Here is a 21,673-nt window from a genome sequence, read left to right as displayed (position 1 = left end):
AACTAATCTACTACGATTATAGTACTTTTAACAACGAATGAGCCAATATGAAGCACATTGTCATAAGAAGTTCACAATTTCAATAGATGTCATTTTTCTCTTATCATTATACATTAAATGAGCAAATTAAATAAGTTACTATCTTTATTTACTTCTGTAAAAGCAAAACCTTTTTTGTTTAATCTTTCAATTAAACCTTTGTAGTCTTCCTTCTTCTGTATTTCAATCCCTACTAGTGCTGGTCCATTTTCTTTATTATTTTTCTTAGTATATTCGAATTGTGTAATATCATCCGTTGGTGACAATACTTCGTCTAAAAACTCACGAAGTGCACCCGCACGTTGTGGGAAGTTAACGATGAAATAATAAAGTAGACCCTCATACAACAATGAACGCTCTTTAATTTCCTGCATACGACCGATATCGTTATTTCCACCACTAATAATAACGACAATATTTTTCCCTTTAATTTCATCCTTATAAAGATCAAGAGCTGCAATTGGTAAAGCACCGGCTGGCTCAGCAACAATGGCATGCTCATTGTATAATTCTAAAATACTTGTGCAAACCTTCCCTTCTGGAACCAGAAGGATATCATCCAACAACTCATAGCAAGTATCAAATGTTTTACTACCCACACTTTTTACAGCAGCTCCGTCAACGAACTTATCAATGTCATCTAGAGCAGTCACGACTTCGTTATGGAAAGAGGTCTTCATGGCTGGGGCACCATAAGGTTCCACACCAATTAGCTTTGTTTGAGGAGAGACACTTTTTACATACGTGCTCACACCCGCCATAAGCCCTCCACCACCAATACTGGCAAACACATAATCTACGGTTTCTTCACAATCCTGCAGTATTTCTACAGCGACCGTTCCTTGTCCTGCGATTACAAGCTCATCATCAAAAGGATGAATGAAGGTCCTTCCTTCTTTTTCCGCACACTCAACCGCTTTGGCATAAGAATCATCGAACGTATCCCCAACAAGTATAATTTCGATAAATCCTCTACCAAATAACTCTACTTGCCCAACTTTTTGCTTAGGTGTTGTCGTTGGCATATAAATTTTCCCTTGTACACCAAGATGACGACAAGCATATGCTACACCTTGAGCATGATTCCCTGCACTTGCACAAACAACCCCATTAGACAGATTGTCCTTACCAAGCGCTTTCATCTTATAAAAAGCACCTCTTAACTTAAAAGAGCGAACGTGCTGCAAATCTTCCCTTTTTAAATACACATTACAATCATATTTTTCTGATAAACGCTCGTTTTTTTGTAACGGTGTATGGGCAACGATGTCTTTGAGTTGGTGGTGCGCTATTAAAATATCTTCAACCTGCACCCATCTTTTTTTCAGCACTTTCTGTTCCATAACCATCCTCCATTTTCCCGTTATAATCAGTACATTATACCACTCTCACCCATCATTTCAAGCTTATTATCAAAAAATTTGTATTTTTCAATTTATAAAACGGGTTATTCTTGGTCAGCATATCCTCAGATAAAGAAAAAAAGCTAGACTCCATAAGCCTAGCATGTCATGATGCGATTTTTTCATCCTTTAGAGAATTAACAATTACCTCTCGGACATAATCTGAAACTTCCTTCATATCCTTTTGATCAAATATCGAAGAAGGAATACAAGGTAATATCTTCACCTGAATGGAAGCTGGTTTCACTAAACGGCCATTTTTTTCGAATACGTCAGATGTACCAGAAATACTAATTGGCACAATTGGTACCTTCGCATCCTTAGCAAGTCGGAAACCACCAGATTTAAACTCACCGATCGGTCCACCTTTACTTCTCGTTCCTTCAGGAAAAATGGCAATGGAGTGACCCTCTTTTAATAACTTAACAGCCTCCCGTATCGATTGAACAGATTTCCTACGATCGCTTCGATCAATAAACACGCAATTCATGATTTCCATCCAAGTAGAAAGGATCGGAACTTTTTTCACTTCTACTTTTGATATAAACCCAAACGGCTTTTCAATACTAGCCAGTAATGTAGGAATATCAAAATCTCCTTCGTGATTGCTAATCATTACAACCGCACCTTCAGGAAGATTCTCAATCCCCTCCACCTTCACCTTAGAACCGGTCAACTTCATAATTGTTTTCGACCATTTGTTTGGAATCGCATGAATTAACTGATCTCTCTCTGAAACTGATAAACGTTTGTCTAAATTTTTCATTCTTTGCAATTTAGGTATGCTATAAACCAAATAACCACTCATGTACAAAAAAACAGCCATTAGCCTGATCATCTTGTTCACCCTCCATTATGTAACCACACTAATTATACTTGATTGTATTCGTTTTAAACATAAAAAATAAGCAGTGATTACTCACTGCTTACGTTGGTACACAAGAAATTCATAATTGTATGGATTTTTTTCATCTTTCATACCTGGAGTGGATTCGATAAGCTCCCAGTCGGATAAATTGTATTCCGGAAAAAACGTATCTGCCTCGAACTCTTCACGAATTTCCGTAACATAAAGGCGATCTACGAAAGGAATAATCTCTTTAAAAATTTCAGCGCCACCAATCACAAAAAGCTCCTCATCGTCACGCTTTAATAAATCTTTTACATCATGAATAACTGTACAGCCTTCAATAGTTACTCCCTGACTACGTGTAATAACAATATTTTCTCTACCAGGAAGCGGCCTTCCAATGGAATCATATGTTTTCCGGCCCATCGCAATTGGCTTCCCCATCGTAACTTTCTTAAAATACTTTAAATCCTCAGGAAGATGCCAAGGAAGTTGATTGTTACGACCTATCGCCCGGTTCTCGTCCATTGCCCAAAGAAGGGAAATCATACACTAACAACCCCTTTAATATGAGGATGTGCCTCGTAGTTAACCAACTCAAAATCGTCATACGTAAAACCAAACAAGTCTTTTTTCTCTGGGTTTATTTTCAAAGTAGGTAATGGATGTGGCTGTCTAGTAAGCTGTAATTCCACTTGCTCTACATGATTTAAGTAAATATGTGCATCCCCAAATGTATGAATAAATTCACCAAGTTCAAGATCGCATACCTGTGCTACCATCATCGTTAAAAGCGCATAGGACGCTATATTAAATGGAACACCTAAAAACACATCAGCCGAACGTTGATATAACTGACAGCTTAGCTTTCCGTCTGCCACATGAAATTGAAACAGACAGTGACAAGGAGGAAGTGCCATTTTATCAATATCTCCGACATTCCATGCATTTACAATTAAACGCCTTGAATCAGGGTTTGTTTTAATCTGATTAACCAGGTCAGAAATTTGATCCACTGTTTCCCCTGTCGAAGTCGTCCATGATCTCCACTGGTGTCCGTACACAGGACCTAAATTCCCTTCTTCATCTGCCCATTCATTCCAAATGCGAACGCCGTTATCTTGAAGATACTTTATATTCGTGTCACCTTGAAGGAACCAAAGTAATTCATGAATGATTGATTTCAAATGTAATTTTTTTGTTGTCACAAGAGGAAATCCTTCTTGTAAATCAAAACGCATTTGATAACCAAATGTACTAATTGTACCCGTTCCTGTACGATCTTGTTTTTTTACACCATTTTCTAACACATGCTTACATAGCTCTAAATATTGTTTCATTCTTCCACCTACTGTCACAAATTTTACGAAATACTAGTCTTTTACAAGGTTATAATTATTTCGAGGTCAGGTCAATGGAAGGAGGCGAAGTTTTTGGAGTTATTTGTAGACCCAGGTCATACGAGATATGCGGTGTTCTTTTTGCTCGAGGAGTCCCAAACCATTACCATTGGTAAGCTTGGTACACATTCCTTTTTAAAGGGACGCTATATTTATGTCGGAAGTGCCAAGAAAAATATTGTTGCACGGGTGAATCGTCACTTAAAGGTGGACAAAGTGTTTCGGTGGCATTTTGACTACTTGCGCCCGTACGGAACGATTACAGAGGTTAAGAGTTTTGATGACATAGTAGGTGAGTGTGAATTGGCTAAGTGTTTGAAAACGAGGTATTTGGCCACATATCCTATGAAGAAGTTTGGATCAAGTGATTGTCACTGTTATTCGCATTTGTTGTTTTTAGGAGAGGATGTGGGGTTTTGATAGTCAAAGAGCGTGGGGTTTCTTTGGAGTTACAGATGTTTAGGTGTTTGAAAAATCGCATGGTGTTCTCTGAAAAAGAAAGAATGTACTATCTGAATCTAGAGAAAGGATATGAAGGAGAACTAAAGTTTGATGAATTGACCAAAAATATAGGGGATAATTGTTTAATCGTAAATGATATAACACTCGAGGTAACCAACAATCTTTTTCAAATCGATAGCTTACTTATTTTTAAAGATATGATATGTATGTACGAAGTCAAAAACTTTGAAGATAATTTTTTTATTCAGTCCAACAAGTGGCATTTATTGTATAATCGAAAAGAGGTTAATAACCCAATCCTGCAGTTGGATAGAAGTGAGACCTTACTCCGTAAATACCTTCATACCCACCGCTTTTCTGTCCCAATTGAATCAAAAGTTGTTTTTGTACACCCGACCTTCACCCTATACCAAGCCCCTATCGATTTACCCGCTATCTTCCCCACTCAACTTCAGCAACTTCAAAGTTCACTCGAATCTAAAAGAGGAACACTTACCGCCCAGCATACGAAACTCGCAAAACAATTGTGCGATGATCATGTGGCTTCTACTCCATTCTTGAGAGTACCTAGTTACAGTTATGAATCATTGAGAAAAGGGATTGAATGTAGGGGGTGTAGCGAGTTTTTTGGTGAATGGGGGGAATCGATTCTACATTGCAAATACTGCGGAAATTCAGAATTTATCGTAAATTCTTTTGTTCGTACCGTTGAAGCGTATAGACTTCTGTTCCCTACTAAAAAGATCACAACGAAAGAGATTTACATTTGGTGTGAAATTATTCCCTCATTAAAAGTTACACGGAGTCTTTTGAATAATTATTTTCAATCCGTTGGGAATGGTAGATCAAAATACTATAAGTAGTCTACAATATTCTATCTTGGTTACCTCATTCTACCAAATACTGGATTAACAGGGAACCAAATGCTATTTTAGTGCCCTCAACCTACTAAATACTGGTTTTCCAGGGCACTAAATTCTATTTTGGTGCCCTCATTCTACTAAATACTGGATTCACAGGGAACCAAATTCTATTTTGGTGCCCTCATTCTACTAAAAACTGGTTTTCCAGGGCATCAAATTCTATTTTAGTGCCCTCAACCTACTAAATACTGGTTTTCCAGGGCACTAAATTCTATTTTAGTGCCCTCAACCTACTAAATACTGGATTTCCAGGGTACCAAATGCTATTTTGGTTCCCTCAACCTACTAAATACAGGATTCCTAGGGCACTAAACCAAACTCACCCAACAAAACACAAAAACCCCCTCCAACATCAGTCAAAGGGGGTTCCTTATCATCAGCTCATCCACTTAGGTGGGGTGTTTGTGTCCCAATAAATAGAGCCGAGGTCATGATGGGCCTCAAAGTTGTCATCGCTTGTGTGGTAGTGAAAGTTAAACCAGTAGCCACTTTGGGGTGGGTGGTCCTTTCTTACGTGGAAGCGGATAATGTCTTTGTTGCTTTCTTTGCTATATAGGTGAAAAATTTTTTCAGCGTTGCCACCTGTTGGGACTTCGCTTAATTCTAGGTATGCTAGTTTTTCTTCCGGGTACTTTACGGCTACTTCTTCAATGGCTTTATGAATATTTGGGAGGATAACCTGCTTGAATTCGTCTTCTATAACAGGTTTGATTCTGCTTCCAAATTTTATGTAGGATAATTCTTCTGCTTCACTTAACCAGCTTTGTATGATCTGGCAACTACTGTCGGGCTCTTCTTCACTGATCTCTTCGATTTGAGTATATGTTGTTTCGGCTTTAACCGCGTCTTCACGTGTTGGTTTATCCGCTGAAGCTTGATTATATAGAAAGGTTTGGGAAGGTGTTACCAAACCAAATGTTAAAATTGTAACCAACACGACGAAGGATTTTTGCAACCATTTTGGCATGATCTCCAACCCTTTCTACTAGCCTTTAAGAGTATTTAGAAAATACTGGCTCTTTTCTCATATTATACTCTTTTTACAGTAGAAAGTGGGAGATTAAATCACAAATATCATCATTTTGTAATACTACCGAAATGGAATTTTGCAGAGGGCCTTTTCATAACTGAAAATCCAAACTGCTCGAAACGACTGCTACGAAAATGATCCTTAAGCACGAGTCGTTTCCTCGCCACTCTCTTTGCCTCCGAGATGAACTCTTCACTCACTTCTGTATATGTCGCTAGCTCAGCTAATGCACGAATCCCGTCCGACTCTAAAATCGTTTCCTCAAACATTGGATCAATATAAACGCAATCAAACTCGTTGCTTGGAATATTTTTTAAATAAGTTAGTGCTGTTGTATGTTGTACCGAAATTGCCCGCATAGCATCATCCATCCCTGCCAAACCGGACTCCCAGCCCTTTAATCCGCGACTGACAAGATAAGCTAAATATTTATTTTCTTCCGTTCCGACTACTTTTCCAGTCGGTCCAACGACAAAGCTTGCAACAATGCTATCGGATGCAAGTCCTAATGTGCAATCAAGTAGACTCATTCCTATTCCTAGACCCGTTGCATCAATAAATGGATCATGTTCATTTTTTAGCAGCCTCTTAATTCTGAACATAGAGGAATTCGGGTGAAAGAAAAACGGCTCCTCACTCTCCATTAAAAACAACTCTAATCTCTCTTTTCCAACGACAATACAGTCATCCTTTAACCAGGAATGTAGGGTCTGAATCGATTTTTTCCTTCGTTCCTGATACAGACAGTCGAGGTCATATGCTACCTGCTTTGCTTCCTCAATCATGTTTGGATTGGTTCGTCCTGCTGTTGTGACAAACATATAAATTTCTTTCCTTTCAGAAAAAAAGGAATGTCAGCTGACATCCCTTTTTCCTTAACAATTTTGTTCAAATGCTGATTGAAGATTATCCATGATTTCTTCCATTGTGTTGCCTTCAATTTCGTGACGATGGATAAAGTGAACCACTTCTTTCCCTTTTACAAGTGCCATCGAAGGAGATGATGGTGGGAATCCTTCAAAATACTCACGCATTTTAGCCGTCGCTTCCTTATCTTGACCAGCAAAAACCGTAACAAGCTTGGCAGGTTTTTTGTCAGTTCTAACAACTGCTTGAGTTGCAGCTGGACGTGCTAAACCTGCCGCGCAGCCACATACGGAGTTAACAAAGATTAACGCAGTGTCTTCATTTTGATCCATAAAGTTTTCTACTTCTTCTTCTGTTTGTAACTCTTCAAAGCCCGCATGTACCAGTTCTTCACGCATTGGCTTTACCATTTGTCTCATATATTCCTCATATGCCATTGACATAAAAAATCCCTCCTACTAACTATATCCATTGTTAGCATACTATATTTATTTCAAATGATGCAATTTTCTTAGTTTTGTTTTCTTGCTTCCGTCATTTGTTTCCAAACTGATCCTTTTGCATCCTCACCTAATTCAATTCTTTCAATAGCCAGTTTAATTTGTAAACTCACTTCAAACTCAGGATCGTCTTCTGCAGCTTTCAAGGCAGTAAGTGCACGGTCATCTCCCAATTCATATAAGAACATGGCTGCTCTCCAGCGCACAAGCTTACTATCATCGCTTAATGCCTTCATCATTTCTTCCATTGCCTCTTCAAAGCCTAAATCAGATAAACAATCTCCAGCTGTACGTCTTACCGTTACTGTTTTATCTTTTAGTGCCTTATAGAGGAGAGGTAAAACTTTCTTGTCTTCAATCATTCCTAAGTAAACAGTAGCTAACCTTCTAATCGATGCCTTTTCATCCTTTAACGCTTTTTCTAATACGGGGAGATCTTCCACTTCTGGATCGTCCATTTGCTCAAGCAGCTGATATCTCTTTCTCCAGTCAGGATCGTTTAATGAATCCACATCGAGCTTTTGTTTTGGGGGTTTAACCACCTTAGTTGTTTCTTTGTTCTTCGCATCTTGAATGAGTTCCTCTAACCGTTCAGGAGAATAAGCAGCCATTAATTCTTCTAACACTTCCTGGCCGATTTGTTCAAAATCTCCGTAACGAACGCCAAACTCTTTCCAACGCCTAACCATTACCACATTATCCTCTGGATCCTGTGCCTTTGATACAGCTTCTTTATACTGTTCAGGTAATCCAAATCGTCTTTCTTCCGTTCCATCCGTCAGCTTAATTTGCATCGGGATCCCCTTATACATCTGAACTAGCACCTGTATTTCCCCATAATGCTCATTAATCGTATCTTCTTGCTCTACTAATTCCGCTTCTTCACCAAAGGCTAACCTAACCTTGGGTAGGATTTCTTTCCAGTCGTACTTCGCATTTCTTTCAACAGCTAGAAAATCTGCTACATGATAGACGCCTTTTACCCCTTCAATGGTTAAAATATCTTGAATAACCTTTGGAGCACCGGCACTAGTCTCTTTTTTATAGTTATTACTTTTTCCCATTGGTAGCTCTTCATTTAATATAACCTTCATCGTATTCGGACTAGGAGTGGGTTCAATGGATCGTATTTTCAAGCCTCTTCATCCTTCCCTTGTTCTTATATTTAACTATTCTCTGCAATTTCTGATAAATAGCTCCAGCGCTCAATCAAATACTCAAGTTTCTCATTTAAGGCATTCTCCTCTTCCATTAAAGCTTGAGCCTTTTCAAAATCGCTACCTGTTTTACCCATCTCGTCAGCAATTTCCTCGAGTCTTTTTTCAGCATTTTCAATATCAGAATCAATGGATTCCCATTCAAGCTTTTCCTTATAACTCATACGCTTCTTCTTTGCTTTTTCTTCTTCCACAGGTTTCTCTACTGGTACAGTTTCTCTGGCCACTGGCTTTTCTACTTGTTTTTCTAGAAATTCACTGTAGTTTCCATAATAAGAATCAATGACTCCATTTCCTTCAAGGACTAGTAGCTGTTCCGCCACTTTATCTAAGAAATAGCGATCATGGGATACCGTAATGACAACTCCAGGAAACTCTTCTAAATAGTCCTCAAGCACAGTAAGTGTTTGAGTATCTAGATCATTTGTTGGTTCGTCTAATAACAATACATTTGGTTCTGTCATTAGCAGTTTTAATAAATACAAGCGACGTCTTTCCCCACCCGATAACTTTCTGATTAGGGTCCCATGAGTGTATGAAGGGAAAAGAAATCTTTCAAGCATTTGTGTCGCTGAAATGGTTTTCCCATCCGACGTATTGATCACCTGAGCGGTCTCTTTGATGTATTCAATCATCCGTTTTGAAACGTCCATGTCTTCATTTTCTTGTGTGTAAAAAGCAACCTTTACCGTTTGACCGATGATTCTTTCCCCAGAATCAAGAGGGATTCTACCGGCTAGAACATTTAATAAGGTCGATTTACCTGTACCATTTTTCCCAATGATTCCAATTCTGTCATGAGGTTTCACTAGTAAATCGTAAGACCTTAGGATTACAGTGGATTCATATGTTTTTGTTGCATCTTTTAGTTCGAATACCTGCTTCCCTAAACGACTACCTGATAACGATAAGTCAAGCTTTTCCGTAGTTTTTACAGAGCTTATATTCTCATCAAGCTTTTCAAAGCGTTGAATTCTTGCCTTTTGCTTTGTCGTTCGCGCCTTGGCGCCTCGTCTAATCCATTCAAGCTCTCGTCTGAAAAGGTTTTTTTGTTTCTCTAATGTTGCTGCTTCATTTTCTTCACGAATCGCCTTAGCTTCAAGAAAATCAGCATAGTTCCCTTTGTAGCTATATAGCTTTCCACCCTCTAGCTCAAACATTCGATTTGTCACACGGTCTAAGAAGTAACGATCATGCGTAACCAGCAATAATGCGCCTGTATAACGACTTAAGTAATCCTCAAGCCATTTCACTGATTCGAAATCCAAGTGATTGGTTGGCTCATCAAGTATCAGCAAATCGGGAGATTGAATTAACACCTGAGCAAGAGCGACTCGCTTTTTCTGGCCACCGGATAATTCACCGACCTTTTTTCCATAGTCCTCAATTCCAAGCTTATTTAATATCGTTTTTGCGTTTGTACTAGCATCCCATCCATCTAAGGCATCCATTTTCTTTTGTAAGTCAAAAAGTTTTTCCTGAATTTCACTTTCGTCCGGCTTCCTATTAAGCTCTAGAAGGGTTTCTTCATATTCTTTTAATAGCTTTAGTACAGGTGCCTCTCCAGCAAAAACCTGTTCAAGGACAGTTAACTCTGGATTTAATTCTGGATTTTGCTCAGAATAAGCAATTCGGTAATCCTTTGGTGCGGATACTTCTCCTGAATCAGGGAAATCAACACCTGCTACTATTTTTAATAAAGAGGATTTGCCTGTCCCATTTACCCCAATAAGTCCGACTCTTTCTTTCGGACTTATTGTAAAAGAAACTTCATTAAACAATTCCTTTTCTCCATATGTTTTTGTCACGTTATCTATACTTATCATTGACGTTTTCCATTCCAATCATTGTAAAATTCATGTAAGAAACTCTCCATAAAAGCATGGCGTCTTTCGGCTATTTCTCTACCCGATTTTGTATTCATTTTTTCCTTTAGCTTTAATAGCTTTTCATAAAAATGATTAATCGAGGAGGATCTGCCTTTCCGGTACTCCTCGTTTGTCATACTTGTTCGGATAGAAATAGAAGGATCATAAATGGACTGCCCCTTTTTTCCTCCATAGGCAAATGCTCTTGCGATGCCTATGGCTCCTATGGCATCAAGCCGATCGGCATCTTGAACAATGGCTGCTTCAACCGATGTAATGTTTCGATTATTTCCGCCTTTAAATGAAATTGTTTCGATTATTTCTTTAATGTGATTCTTCTTTTCCTCATCTAAAGGTAACTGGTTCAAAATAGTAGTAAGCTTTTCTTCTCCAACTTCTTTCGAGCTATGTAATTTTTCGTCAGAAATATCATGAAGAAGAGCAGCAAGCTCAATAATCAAAGGATCTCCTGACTTTTCCTTTTCTTGAATTTCTAGTGCTATATTACGTACTCTATCAATATGGAACCAATCATGACCAGTTGAATCTTCATACATTTCCCGTTTTACAAACTCTTCTGTCTTGGCAATAAGGTCCACCATTAAACCACCTCATTCTTTCCACTCATATTCTACCATGAACTTCTTTTTTTCGAAAAAGAAAAGGAAGTGCACATTACGTGCGCTTCCTCCTAAAGTCCGTTAAACCAACTAATTCCGATTGTGTTTTCTCCTGCGTGTACACCGATGGTTGCTCCTAAAGGATAAATCCCGAAAGCAACGCCAGGGAACCGCTCACATAACTCATCATGCCATTTTCTTGCTTCCGAATCATGAAGACCGTATAAAATATAGGCTTCCTTTACAGCATTCGCCTCAATGGAAGCTTGTAGGTAGGAAATGATTTTTTCCATTCCTTTGTTTTCACTTCTAATTTTCTCCTTTGCTTGCAATACACCATCCTCAATCGAAATAATGGGTTTAATATTTAGCATGCTACCAAGAAAAAAGGATAACCCGTTCATTCGACCACTTCTATGCAATTGTTCAAGACTTCCAATTAGGACAAATGTCTCGTTCGTATTAGCAAGTTCCATGACCTTATTTTCAACTTCCTCAACGGAATCACCAGCTTCTATCCATTCCATTCCTTTTTTTATCAATCGGGAAAGGGGATAAGAAAGGATTTTTGAATCAATTGTAGTTATTGGTATATTCACCATATTAGAAGCTTGAAGACTAGAAGAGACCGTCCCACTTAATTTGGCTGAAACTAGAACGGAAAACACATAATCATATTTCCCTTCAAGCTTTTCAAATAAGGAAACAAACTCACCTACAGAAGGTTGAGACGTTTTTGGTGGAACTTTAAGATTTTTTAATTTGGCATAAAGCTCTTCTGCTGTTAAATCAATTCCATCCTTATATTCCTTTTCGTCTAAAACAATCGTCATTGGGACGGTGAAAACATCTGGATGGTTGGATAAATCTTTATCTAAACAAGCTGTACTGTCCGTAACCCATGCAATTTTCTTCATTCTAATTCCCCCCTTTTATTTTTATAGTAGTAATAATTATTGATCATGTAAAGATAATTCAGAAAATTATTATTAATTAAGAACCCTTGCAAAAGCAAGGGGTTCATTTTAAATCAATTTTTCAATATCTTGTGCAATTTCTTTTGGGTTAGTATTGGGAGCATACCTTTCGACTACTTCTCCTGAACGATTCACTAAAAATTTAGTGAAATTCCATTTTACAGCTTTCACTCCTAGTACTCCTGGCGCCTCTTCCGTTACGTACTGAAAAAGAGGATGAGCATTTTTCCCATTTACATCAACCTTTGAGAACAACGGAAAGGTGACACCGAAATTCATTTCACAAAAGGATTGGATATCTGCTTCAGTGCCTGGTTCTTGATTCATAAATTGATTACAAGGAAAGCCTAAAACAGTAAATCCTTTTTCTTTATATTGTTCATAAAGCTCTTGGAGTTGTTTGTATTGAGGGGTAAAACCACAATTACTAGCTGTGTTTACAATCAATAGAACATCTCCTTTATATTCTGATAGAGAAATGGCTTCACCGTTAATTTTCTTCACTTCAAACTGATACACAGTCATCCCTTAACTCCTCCTATATTCTAAAATCCTGTACAAGATTTTCTAAAGATTGCAAGATAAAATCAGCAAGTACCGTTAAGTCTTCGATTTGCTCTTCATAAATGAGTCTTTTAAAATGAACTTCTATCTCTATTATATTGCCAGCCTTATCCTGTAGTGGATCAGAGATGACCTTGCAATGATACTCCCTATCCTTCCCCCAGATGGATTGAAGAACCTCCAGAGCTTTTATATCAAAAGTGCTTTGCTCGAGTATAGAGTACACCATTTTAAAGTGACAGCCCGCTTCTTTTTCTGATTGCAACATTGGATGTAACTCTGCTGCAAGATTCGTAATATCTGCACGTAAAAAGACTGTACAGCTAATCTTACTTTCCATACTCTTCTTTGCTGTCATTTCTAATTGTCGAGATAGCTTTGCCATATTTACAACATCATTTCGATCAGTTATGCAAAGTTGGCCCACAAGATCTAGGTCATAAAGGGCACCTTCTAAAACCACCTTTACATTATCAAAAGCCGTAGGATCAAACATTCATTAATACCTCATTTATTTATCATTCGTTTTAGAATAGGCCTACCGCATTGCCTTGATCATCAACATCCATTTTTAGCGCGGCAGGTTGCTTCGGTAAACCTGGCATCGTCATCACGTCCCCTGTTAAAGCAACGAGGAAGCCAGCGCCGATTGAAGGTTTTAATTCTCTTACCAAAACCGTAAAATCGGTTGGTCTACCAAGTTTACTCGGGTCATCTGAAAGAGAATATTGTGTTTTGGCCATACAAATCGGAAGGCCGTCCCATCCATATTGCTCAAAGTCCTTCATTTGCTTTTTCGCCTTTGATGAGAACTCGACATCCTTCCCTCCATACACCTTTTGAACAATTGAACGGATCTTCTCTTCGATCGAGTCACTTACATTATATAAAGGAGCATATTCTTCATTATGACTTTCGATGGCTTTTAACAGTTTTTCTGCTAGGGCAATACCACCTTTTCCACCCTTTTCCCATACTTCGGTTAAGGCAACTTGTACACCTTCCTTATCACACAATTCCAATAAGGTGTCCACTTCAAGATTGGTATCTGATATAAACTTATTTATGGCAACAACGACAGGTAATCCGAAGCTTCTGATCGTTTGTACATGTTTTTTCAAGTTATCAAAGCCAGCAATTAGCGCTTCAATATTTTCATTATTAAGATCCTGCTTACCAACACCGCCATGCATCTTCAGAGCTCTAATCGTTGCTACGACAACAACCGCCTCCGGTAATACATCTCCGTTTCTTGCTTTAATATGTAAAAACTTTTCTGCTCCTAAGTCAGCACCAAATCCAGCTTCTGTAATAACGAAATCAGCAAGCTTAGATGCAGCTGTGGTAGCAATGACAGAGTTACAGCCATGGGCAATGTTAGCGAATGGCCCACCATGAACGAGTGCTGGAGTATGCTCAATCGTTTGTACAAGATTTGGTTTGACCGCATCTTTTAATATTAGCGCTAGAGCCCCCTCTACACCAAGTTGTGAAACAGTTACCGGCTGTTTCTCCATATTGTAAGCTACTACCATCTCAGACAGTCTTCGCTTTAAATCCTTTAAATCTTTCGCTAAGCATAGTACAGCCATAATTTCGGATGCGACAGTAATATCAAATCCATCCTCACGAGGTACACCCTGCATCGGCCCGCCTAACCCAATAATTACATTTCTTAAAGCACGGTCATTTAAATCGAGTGCTCTCTTCCAAACAATTCTACGTTGGTCGATTTGTAGTTCGTTCCCTTGTTGGATATGATTGTCAATTAATGCGGCTAATGCATTGTTTGCCGTCGTAATGGCGTGTAGGTCGCCTGTAAAATGTAAATTTATTTCGTCCATCGGCAGTACTTGAGAATATCCACCACCAGCGGCTCCACCCTTAACTCCCATCGTTGGCCCTAAGGATGGTTCTCTCATAGCAATCATTACCTTTTTTCCAAGTTGTGAAAAAGCATCTCCTAATCCAACAGTTACAGTAGACTTCCCTTCTCCTGCGGGAGTCGGATTAATTGCTGTGACAAGAATGATTTTTCCATTTGGATTTCCTTGAATTTTACTTAATGTGTCAGATGAAAGTTTTGCCTTATACTTTCCATATAACTCGAGGTCATCATCTGTTAATCCAATTTTTTCAGCAATTTGAATGATCGGTTTCATTTCTGCAGATTGTGCAATTTCAATATCACTTTTTACGCTAAACTTGATGTTCAATGATGTTACCTCCATGCCCGTATTTTTTCAATGTATATTGTACCATTTGCGAATGTTCCTGTATCCACTCTTTTTTTAAGTTCTTTGATCATTATCCTTGATACTAAAAAAATCCAGTATATAATATAAATAGCCTGAATATTGAATAAAGGGGTTGAAATTCATTGCCAATCAAAATTCCGAAGCTTTTACCAGCTCGAGAAATACTCGAATCTGAAAATATCTTTATTATGGACGACGAGAGAGCGAACCACCAGGACATTCGTCCGTTAAATATTCTCATCCTGAACTTAATGCCAGAAAAGCAAAAAACAGAGGCTCAGTTACTTAGACTTTTAGGGAATACCCCTCTACAAGTTAATATTTCGTTTTTACAAACCATTACTCATCAAGCAAAAAATACGAGTCAACTTCATCTAGACCAATTTTACACGTCATTCTCTGAGATTAAGCACCGCAAGTATGATGGACTTATTATCACAGGAGCACCAGTAGAACTATTATCCTTTGAAGAAGTTGATTATTGGGAAGAGTTAAAAATGATCATGGATTGGTCAAAAACGAATGTCACTTCAACCTTACATATTTGTTGGGGGGCACAAGCGGCTTTGTATCACCATTTCGGTATTGGAAAGTATGAGCTATCAAGAAAATGTTCCGGCATATTTACTCACCGCGTGCATGATCCTGTCGATTTATTATTAAGGGGATTTGATGATGAGTATCTAGCACCTCACTCCAGATACACAGATGTGGAAGTCGAGGAAATCATGAACCATCCTTCGCTCAGATTGTTATCGAGTTCAGAGGAAGCAGGCCCATTTATCATTAGTGCCAGTGAGGGCAAACAAATCATGATTACGGGACATTTAGAATATGAATCGACAACCCTATCTGAAGAGTACTCAAGAGATCAAAAAAAGGGATTGGATATCCATGTTCCGGAAAATTATTTTCCTAACAATGACCCAAATCAAATTCCAGCAAATCGTTGGCGTTCCCACGCACATTTATTATTTTCAAACTGGCTTAACTACTTTGTGTATCAACAGACACCATATGTTTGGGAATAATAGAAAGCGGAAGCGCCTTGCTTAGCCCCGACAAGCATAAGACGAATCACGTAGGAAGGCCTGCCTTCTGGAGGGATTTGGCTTATGACCTAGGAATAATGGCTTTATATTATTCCATTGAGGGGCTAGGCGCTAGAGCTAGACTAAACAAGAAGGAGAGTGCCTTTGCACTCTCCTTCTTAGTTTTCTTCTTCATTTTTCTTTTGAATTTCTCTTAACGCTTCCATTCGACTTTCGTCCTCTTCAAAAAATTGGACGAGGTCACCTATCCTATCTATCGCATCCCAGCTTAAGTGATGCTCAATTCCTTCCACGTCATCATAAATATTTTCTTCTTTTACACCAATTGTTCGAAGAAGCTGTTCCAGTAGCTCATGACGGAAAACGAGCCTTTTACCAATTTTTTTACCCTTTGGAGTTAGTACAAGCCCTCTATATTTTTCGTACACTAAGTACTCATCTCGATCTAGCTTTTGAACCATTTTCGTAACTGAAGAGGGATGAACAGATAAACCTTCCGCAATGTCCGAAACTCGTGCATAGCCTTTTTCTTCAATTAAATTGTATATCTGTTCAATATAATCTTCCATACTCGGTGTTGGCATCCATTGACCCTCCCGCGTGCATCATCAATATTAAAAGTTTACTATAGTTAAAAAATGGAGACAAGGGAATTCCCTTCTAATTAACCACTCTCACTTCAAAAATTCCATCTTCCAGCTATAGTACTCATTGTCAGGATTTTTTTCATAACGTAGATTTGCATCAAATTTATTTCCTTTTTTACTCGTTAGACCTTTTACGGTGGCTGTCCCATTCTTCAAGAGCATTTTCACCATGGTTTTTGACGGTTTTTTCTTTAAGGCAGCCAAAAATTTATCATTTTTCCAAATAACAAATTTACAGCCATTTTTCCAGTTGTTACAGCCAAAACCTTTTTGCCCCTCAATAATACTTCCTTGTTTACAGGCGGGGCATTTCCCTAATGCGTCAATTGATTTCTTTTCATAAGTCACTTCATTAATAATAATATCTTTTTCATTTTTAATGGTGTTAACAGCACTTGTTGTAAACTCAAATATTAAATTTAAGAAGTTTTCTTTCGTAAACTTTTGTTTTTCTATATCTGATAATGTTTTTTCTAGACGGCCCGTAAATTCTAAGTCAAACAATTCTTTCACAGGAAAAGTCTCAACCAAATTTTTACCAAGTTCGGAACAAATCAAGCTCTTATTTTGAGTCTCAATGTATCCGATATCCTTTAGTTTCTTAATAGTTTCTGCCCTTGTAGCTGGAGTACCAATGCTATAACCACTTAAGATAGCAGCCATCATTTCTTCACTTTCTTCATCGCCTTGTCCTTTTCCACAAGTCTCCATTACTTTAAGCAGCGTCTTTTCCGTATGGTGCTTTGGTGGTTTTGTAGCATGTGAAGTAAGCTTGTGATCAACCATCTCTACCAGATCATTAACTGTTACAAGTGGCAAAATATTATCTTTCGATTCAATTTTTTCCACCTTTCTCCACCCTTCAACAAGCTGTACCCGTCCTTTTGATACAAATACACCTTTGATGTCATGGGTATTCATTTTAGTCATGATTTTGGTTTCTTCATGTTCAGCAACCGGCATAAATTGCATAATTAGACGGTTTTTTATTGTCTGGTACACAATTTCTTCATCTTTTGTTAGAGATTTAGGTAGTAAATAGGTTGGAATGATCGCGCTATGGCTTTCAACCTTTGAATTATCGAACACTCTCTTTAGCTTCGAGAACTTAACTTCATTCTCATAAGGAAGCCCTTTAGTTATATTTTCTAAAACCTTTGCTGTTTTTCCAACAAGACTTTCCTCTAACACGACACTAGCAGTTCTAGGGTACGTAATATACTTCTTCTCATACAAGGATTGGGCTACTTTTAAGACCTTATCTGATGTCCAGCCTTTAAATTTACTAGTAATGTGACCCTGTAAATTAGACAGATTGAATAAATAGGGAGGATACTCTCTCTTCCGTTCCACTTGTTTATCTGCAATCGTTGCTGATTGATCCTTCAAAGCTTGCTGAATTTTATCTAGGTCCTCTTTATTAGAAAACTTATCTTCTTCGTTTTCAACATAAGTACCTTCATACTCTTCACCATCTTGGGTTTTGAAGGTAGCAGCCAATTTGAAGTATTCTTCCGGTTTAAAATTTTCTATTGCTCGATCACGATCATAAATAATTTTTAAGGTTGGCAAAAGAACTCTACCTATATTAAGTGCCTTTCCCTTCCCCTTTTGGTACTTTAATGTCGCAACGGAAGTCAAATTAATCCCGATCACCCAATCAGCCCATTGACGACCGATCCCAGCATCTTGAAGAGGCCTCATCTCTACATTAGGCTTCATTTGTTGAAGCCCTTTTAACACCTCATCCGGTGTCCATTCATTAAGTAACAATCTGTACACTTGCTTTTGTGTTTTTAGGTTATAAATAATCGTATCCCCGATAATTTGACCTTCTCGGTCATAGTCGCAAGCAGATATGACCATTTCCACATCATTTCGTTTGATTAAATTGTAGATAATCTTTAGTTGCTTTCTTGCACCCAAATCTTCTTTCTCTTTATTCCTTGGGTCACTTTTTACTTTGTACCGAAAGTTAGGAGGAATAAAAGGGAAGTTTTCCATATTCCATCTAGCCATTTTCTCATCATAATCTTTTGCATCGTAAAGCTGTAAAAGGTGTCCAAACGCCCATGTAATAATATATCCATTACCTTCGTAATATCCATCTTGTCTGCCTTTAATTTTTAATGCATCTGCAATATTTTTAGCAACAGATGGCTTTTCAGCGATAATCACTCTACTCACTATTTCACCTACTTTATTAAGAAGAAATCAACCTAATACATATGTGATTTCACTTTTCTAGAACTAGAACAGTATACTATTTTACCACAATTTTAGATGGTAAGGTTTAAGATTTATTGAACAAAAAAAGCAAAGGATCTTCTCCTTTGCTTTTTTGTAAAATAATTTTACTAACCAATATCACTTTCATGCAGCCACTTTCCGAAGCTGCCAGACTCAATAAAATCCCCATTATGAAAAATTAACTTCCCTCTATTGTACGTTGCTGTTACTTGACATGGAAAGGTATGACCTAAGTACAGACTTTGTTTATGCTTGGCGAAGAAATTATCCTCTGTTACTCTAAGATTTTTCATTGATACTATCGCAAAGTCCGCATCCATTCCTACTTGGATACTTCCTTTTGAATGAAGGTGAAATCGTTTGGCAGGTGCTTCTGATGTCCATTCTGCCACTCTTGTAAAAGAAATATTATGGTTGACTGCTAACTCAATCATCGATAATAACGTAAATTGCCCACCGCTAATACCTCCCCATGCTTCAAACAAATTATAAACAGAGGGGTCTTTCATTGAAAAAGGACAAGGAGAATGGTCAGAAGATATCATATCAAACTTTCCATCTATTAATAATCGAATAAGTCTTTCTTGTTCTTTTTTCTCCCTTAATGGTGGAGCACACTTAGCAATGGGTCCCTTCTCCACAAGATCCTGATGAGAAAATAATAAATAATGGGGACAGGTTTCAACCGTTACATCCATCCCATCTAGCTTAGCTGCTTCAATCTTTACAATCGCAGCTTCACAACTAATATGAACAAAATGCAAGGCGCATCTAGTCAGCTTTGCATAAGCTATTGCCCTTTCAACTGCCTCTGCTTCTGCGATGGTTGGGCGGGATTCCAAGTAATCATCTGGACTTACTAACCCTTTTTGCTGTTTTTCCTTCTGCAGCCAGTTGGTAATCGGAGCACTTTCAGCATGTAAAGCCAAAATCTTACCTAGTGAAGAAATTTCCTTCATCCCATTTAATAATGTATAATCATCTGCCCTCTCAAATTCATCATTGCCCGTTTCTGATAGAAAGGCTTTAAAGCCTATAGCTCCATTTTCCGCTAGTCCTTTTATATCTTTTTCATGATTAGGGACCAGCCCGCCCCATAAGGCAAAATCAACAACAGACTTCTTTTGTCCAATTTCCGCCTTTTCAAGTAACGCTCTGTCATTAATAGTTGACGGTATTCCATTTAAAGGCATGTCAAAAAAGGTGGTACATCCTCCGGCAGCCATCATTTTCGAGCCTGCCTCAAACCCTTCCCACTGTTCCCTTCCAGGTTCACTAAAATGAACATGCACATCAATCACACCAGGAAAAATATACATACCGCTTGCATCCCGCTCCTCTAGTGCAGTTGCGTCCATTCCGGTCTCCAGTTTTACAATGACACCATCTTTTACAGCTATATCTGTTTGAGTCACTTCATTTGAAAATACGACCAAACCATTTCGAATTAAAAGATCATATTCAGCCATACCATCCTCACCTCTACTATAACTTTAGCAAACTTTGTTCTCACTCATATAAACATCTAAGCTCGCCTGCAGCGCATCTCCCCTATGAACATTCACTCCATGTCGAATTAAAACGGCTTCTAATGCGCCAAGTAAAGCTAGAACATTTTCTTTCCGACAGCTGTATCCCATCGTACCAACCCTCCAAATTTTCCCATGCAGAGGACCAAAAGAGGAAGCAATTTCAATACTAAATGCTTCAAGTAACATTTTCCTAACCGATTCCCCGTCTATCCCATTTGGAATCTCTATACAAGTAACACAAGGCAGCTTATTCCCTGAATCACCGAAAAGCTTTAATCCCATCGCTTCTATCCCCGCCATTAACGCCTTTTCATGGTACTGATGCCGAGTAAAGCGTTCCTCTAGACCTTCTAATAAAACAAGCCTTAAACCTTCATGCAAAGCATAGATCATTGAGGTTGCCTCCGTATGATGATTGAGTCTTCGTGGACCCCAATAATCCTGGAGCATACTTAAATCAAAATAATTACTTGCAATGGAATGCATACTTCTCTTATAATTCAAATCCTGCTCAGTAGCAATTCCTCGCTCCACCTTTTTCCGAGCGTATAATATGTTTTCAATCCGTTCGTTATACGTAATAGGAGCCATACCAGACGGAACAGATAAGCATTTTTGAGTACCACCAATAATTCCATCTATGCACCATTCATCGGTTTTTACCTCAACCCCTCCGATAGATGCAACAGCATCCACCACGAGCAGCACATCTCTTTCTCGACATGCCCTTCCAATCTCTTCAAGAGGTTGCAGTCTACCGGTTGATGTTTCCCCATGAACAATAGCTACAATTTTAGGTGACACCTTTTCAATCTCTTCAATGACCACTTTAGAATCAAATACTTCACCCCATGGACACTCTATTGAGTACACATCTGCTCCGTACCGTTCACAAATTTCTACTAACAAATGTCCGAACCTCCCATATATCGGAACTAAGACCCGATCTCCAGGTTCGATGATGCTACAAAGAATGGCCTCATTTCCCGATCTTGAGGTACCATCAATTGGAAAAGCCCATGTGTTCTTTGTTTGAAAAACTTGACGAAGCATTTCCATGACTTCATTCATAATAGCTGTAAAAGCGGGATCAAACTGTCCTAAAATAGGTGTACTCATCGCACGTAAGACACGAGGATCGACTTCAACCGGTCCTGGCGTCATAATTGTACGCATTGGTGTATGCAACTCTGAAAAAGCCACCATGTTTCACT

The 21,673-nt window shown here is 38.4% G+C and carries 21 protein-coding genes; 3 read left to right on the top strand and 18 right to left on the bottom strand.

Annotated elements, in window-relative coordinates; translation table 11 throughout:
• Positions 1-113: 113 nt before the first annotated feature.
• From ilvA to ACRX5O_RS03835, 4 genes are all read right to left on the bottom strand, one after another.
• Positions 114-1,382 (bottom strand): threonine ammonia-lyase IlvA, encoded by a 1,269-nt coding sequence (gene ilvA, locus ACRX5O_RS03850; RefSeq protein WP_433904683.1) that lies wholly within the window; start codon positions 1,380-1,382, stop codon positions 114-116.
• A 166-nt stretch (positions 1,383-1,548) separates the two neighbouring features.
• Positions 1,549-2,280 (bottom strand): lysophospholipid acyltransferase family protein, encoded by a 732-nt coding sequence (locus ACRX5O_RS03845; protein ID WP_433904682.1) that lies wholly within the window; start codon positions 2,278-2,280, stop codon positions 1,549-1,551.
• 81 nt (positions 2,281-2,361) lie between these two features.
• Positions 2,362-2,841, bottom strand: coding sequence for a dihydrofolate reductase (locus tag ACRX5O_RS03840; protein ID WP_433904681.1), 480 nt, complete (start codon positions 2,839-2,841; stop codon positions 2,362-2,364).
• Positions 2,838-3,632, bottom strand: a complete 795-nt coding sequence (locus ACRX5O_RS03835) for a thymidylate synthase (RefSeq protein ID WP_433904680.1) — start codon at positions 3,630-3,632, stop codon at positions 2,838-2,840. Before ACRX5O_RS03835 ends, ACRX5O_RS03840 begins: the two co-directional genes overlap by 4 nt.
• Positions 3,633-3,725: 93 nt before the next feature.
• On the opposite strand from ACRX5O_RS03835, the gene ACRX5O_RS03830 reads away from it, so the two are divergent.
• Positions 3,726-4,112, top strand: a complete 387-nt coding sequence (locus ACRX5O_RS03830; protein WP_433904679.1) for a GIY-YIG nuclease family protein — start codon at positions 3,726-3,728, stop codon at positions 4,110-4,112.
• Entirely contained in the window at positions 4,109-5,017 is a 909-nt protein-coding gene (locus ACRX5O_RS03825; RefSeq protein ID WP_433904678.1) for a nuclease-related domain-containing protein, read from the top strand. Before ACRX5O_RS03830 ends, ACRX5O_RS03825 begins: the two co-directional genes overlap by 4 nt.
• A gap of 436 nt (positions 5,018-5,453) precedes the next feature.
• On the opposite strand, the gene ACRX5O_RS03820 is transcribed toward ACRX5O_RS03825, so the two are convergent.
• The 10 genes from ACRX5O_RS03820 to ACRX5O_RS03775 form a co-directional block, all read right to left on the bottom strand.
• A complete protein-coding gene (locus ACRX5O_RS03820) occupies positions 5,454-6,044 on the bottom strand; it encodes a YpjP family protein (protein WP_433904677.1) in 591 nt (196 codons plus the stop codon).
• A gap of 110 nt (positions 6,045-6,154) precedes the next feature.
• Positions 6,155-6,928, bottom strand: a complete 774-nt coding sequence (locus ACRX5O_RS03815; protein WP_433904676.1) for a class I SAM-dependent methyltransferase — start codon at positions 6,926-6,928, stop codon at positions 6,155-6,157.
• 54 nt (positions 6,929-6,982) lie between these two features.
• Positions 6,983-7,417: a BrxA/BrxB family bacilliredoxin gene (locus tag ACRX5O_RS03810; RefSeq protein ID WP_433904675.1), complete on the bottom strand. Its 435-nt coding sequence runs from the start codon at positions 7,415-7,417 to the stop codon at positions 6,983-6,985.
• 68 nt (positions 7,418-7,485) lie between these two features.
• The gene (locus ACRX5O_RS03805; protein ID WP_433904674.1) at positions 7,486-8,610 is read right to left on the bottom strand and encodes a conserved virulence factor C family protein; all 1,125 of its coding nucleotides are present in this window, start codon (positions 8,608-8,610) and stop codon (positions 7,486-7,488) included.
• Between the two features lie 29 nt (positions 8,611-8,639).
• Entirely contained in the window at positions 8,640-10,517 is a 1,878-nt protein-coding gene (locus ACRX5O_RS03800) for an ABC-F family ATP-binding cassette domain-containing protein (RefSeq protein WP_433904673.1), read from the bottom strand.
• Positions 10,514-11,161: an HD domain-containing protein gene (locus ACRX5O_RS03795; protein WP_433904672.1), complete on the bottom strand. Its 648-nt coding sequence runs from the start codon at positions 11,159-11,161 to the stop codon at positions 10,514-10,516. Before ACRX5O_RS03795 ends, ACRX5O_RS03800 begins: the two co-directional genes overlap by 4 nt.
• 89 nt (positions 11,162-11,250) lie before the next feature.
• Entirely contained in the window at positions 11,251-12,096 is an 846-nt protein-coding gene (locus ACRX5O_RS03790; RefSeq protein WP_433904671.1) for a DegV family protein, read from the bottom strand.
• 108 nt (positions 12,097-12,204) lie between these two features.
• Positions 12,205-12,681 carry a glutathione peroxidase gene (locus ACRX5O_RS03785; RefSeq protein WP_433904670.1) on the bottom strand — a complete coding sequence of 159 codons (477 nt, stop codon included), beginning with the start codon at positions 12,679-12,681 and terminating at the stop codon, positions 12,205-12,207.
• A gap of 13 nt (positions 12,682-12,694) precedes the next feature.
• Positions 12,695-13,216 (bottom strand): hypothetical protein, encoded by a 522-nt coding sequence (locus ACRX5O_RS03780; protein ID WP_433904669.1) that lies wholly within the window; start codon positions 13,214-13,216, stop codon positions 12,695-12,697.
• Positions 13,217-13,247: 31 nt separating this feature from the next.
• Complete coding sequence (locus ACRX5O_RS03775; RefSeq protein WP_433904668.1) at positions 13,248-14,936, bottom strand: formate--tetrahydrofolate ligase; 1,689 nt, start codon at positions 14,934-14,936, stop codon at positions 13,248-13,250.
• Between the two features lie 164 nt (positions 14,937-15,100).
• Here ACRX5O_RS03775 and metA point away from each other — a divergent pair, with 164 nt between their 5' ends.
• Positions 15,101-16,009 carry a homoserine O-acetyltransferase MetA gene (metA, locus tag ACRX5O_RS03770; RefSeq protein WP_433904667.1) on the top strand — a complete coding sequence of 303 codons (909 nt, stop codon included), beginning with the start codon at positions 15,101-15,103 and terminating at the stop codon, positions 16,007-16,009.
• Between the two features lie 179 nt (positions 16,010-16,188).
• Here the strand turns inward: metA and mntR are convergent, their stop codons facing one another.
• The 4 genes from mntR to ACRX5O_RS03750 all read right to left on the bottom strand — a co-directional run bounded on the left by mntR (position 16,189) and on the right by ACRX5O_RS03750 (position 21,665).
• On the bottom strand, positions 16,189-16,614 hold the full coding sequence (gene mntR / locus ACRX5O_RS03765; protein ID WP_433904666.1) for a transcriptional regulator MntR: 426 nt from the start codon (positions 16,612-16,614) through the stop codon (positions 16,189-16,191).
• A gap of 90 nt (positions 16,615-16,704) precedes the next feature.
• Complete coding sequence (locus ACRX5O_RS03760; protein WP_433904665.1) at positions 16,705-18,864, bottom strand: type IA DNA topoisomerase; 2,160 nt, start codon at positions 18,862-18,864, stop codon at positions 16,705-16,707.
• 170 nt (positions 18,865-19,034) lie between these two features.
• Positions 19,035-20,396 carry an allantoinase gene (locus tag ACRX5O_RS03755; RefSeq protein ID WP_433904664.1) on the bottom strand — a complete coding sequence of 454 codons (1,362 nt, stop codon included), beginning with the start codon at positions 20,394-20,396 and terminating at the stop codon, positions 19,035-19,037.
• Between the two features lie 24 nt (positions 20,397-20,420).
• On the bottom strand, positions 20,421-21,665 hold the full coding sequence (locus ACRX5O_RS03750; RefSeq protein WP_433904663.1) for a pyridoxal-phosphate-dependent aminotransferase family protein: 1,245 nt from the start codon (positions 21,663-21,665) through the stop codon (positions 20,421-20,423).
• Between the last annotated feature and the right edge of the window lie 8 nt (positions 21,666-21,673).

The sequence above is a fragment of the Robertmurraya mesotrionivorans genome, from assembly GCF_050971805.1.
In the GTDB taxonomy this organism is placed as follows: Bacteria; Bacillota; Bacilli; order Bacillales; family Cytobacillaceae; genus Robertmurraya_A.
Note: the sequence above shows the minus strand (reverse complement) of the source record. Positions and strands in the feature narration are given on the sequence as shown.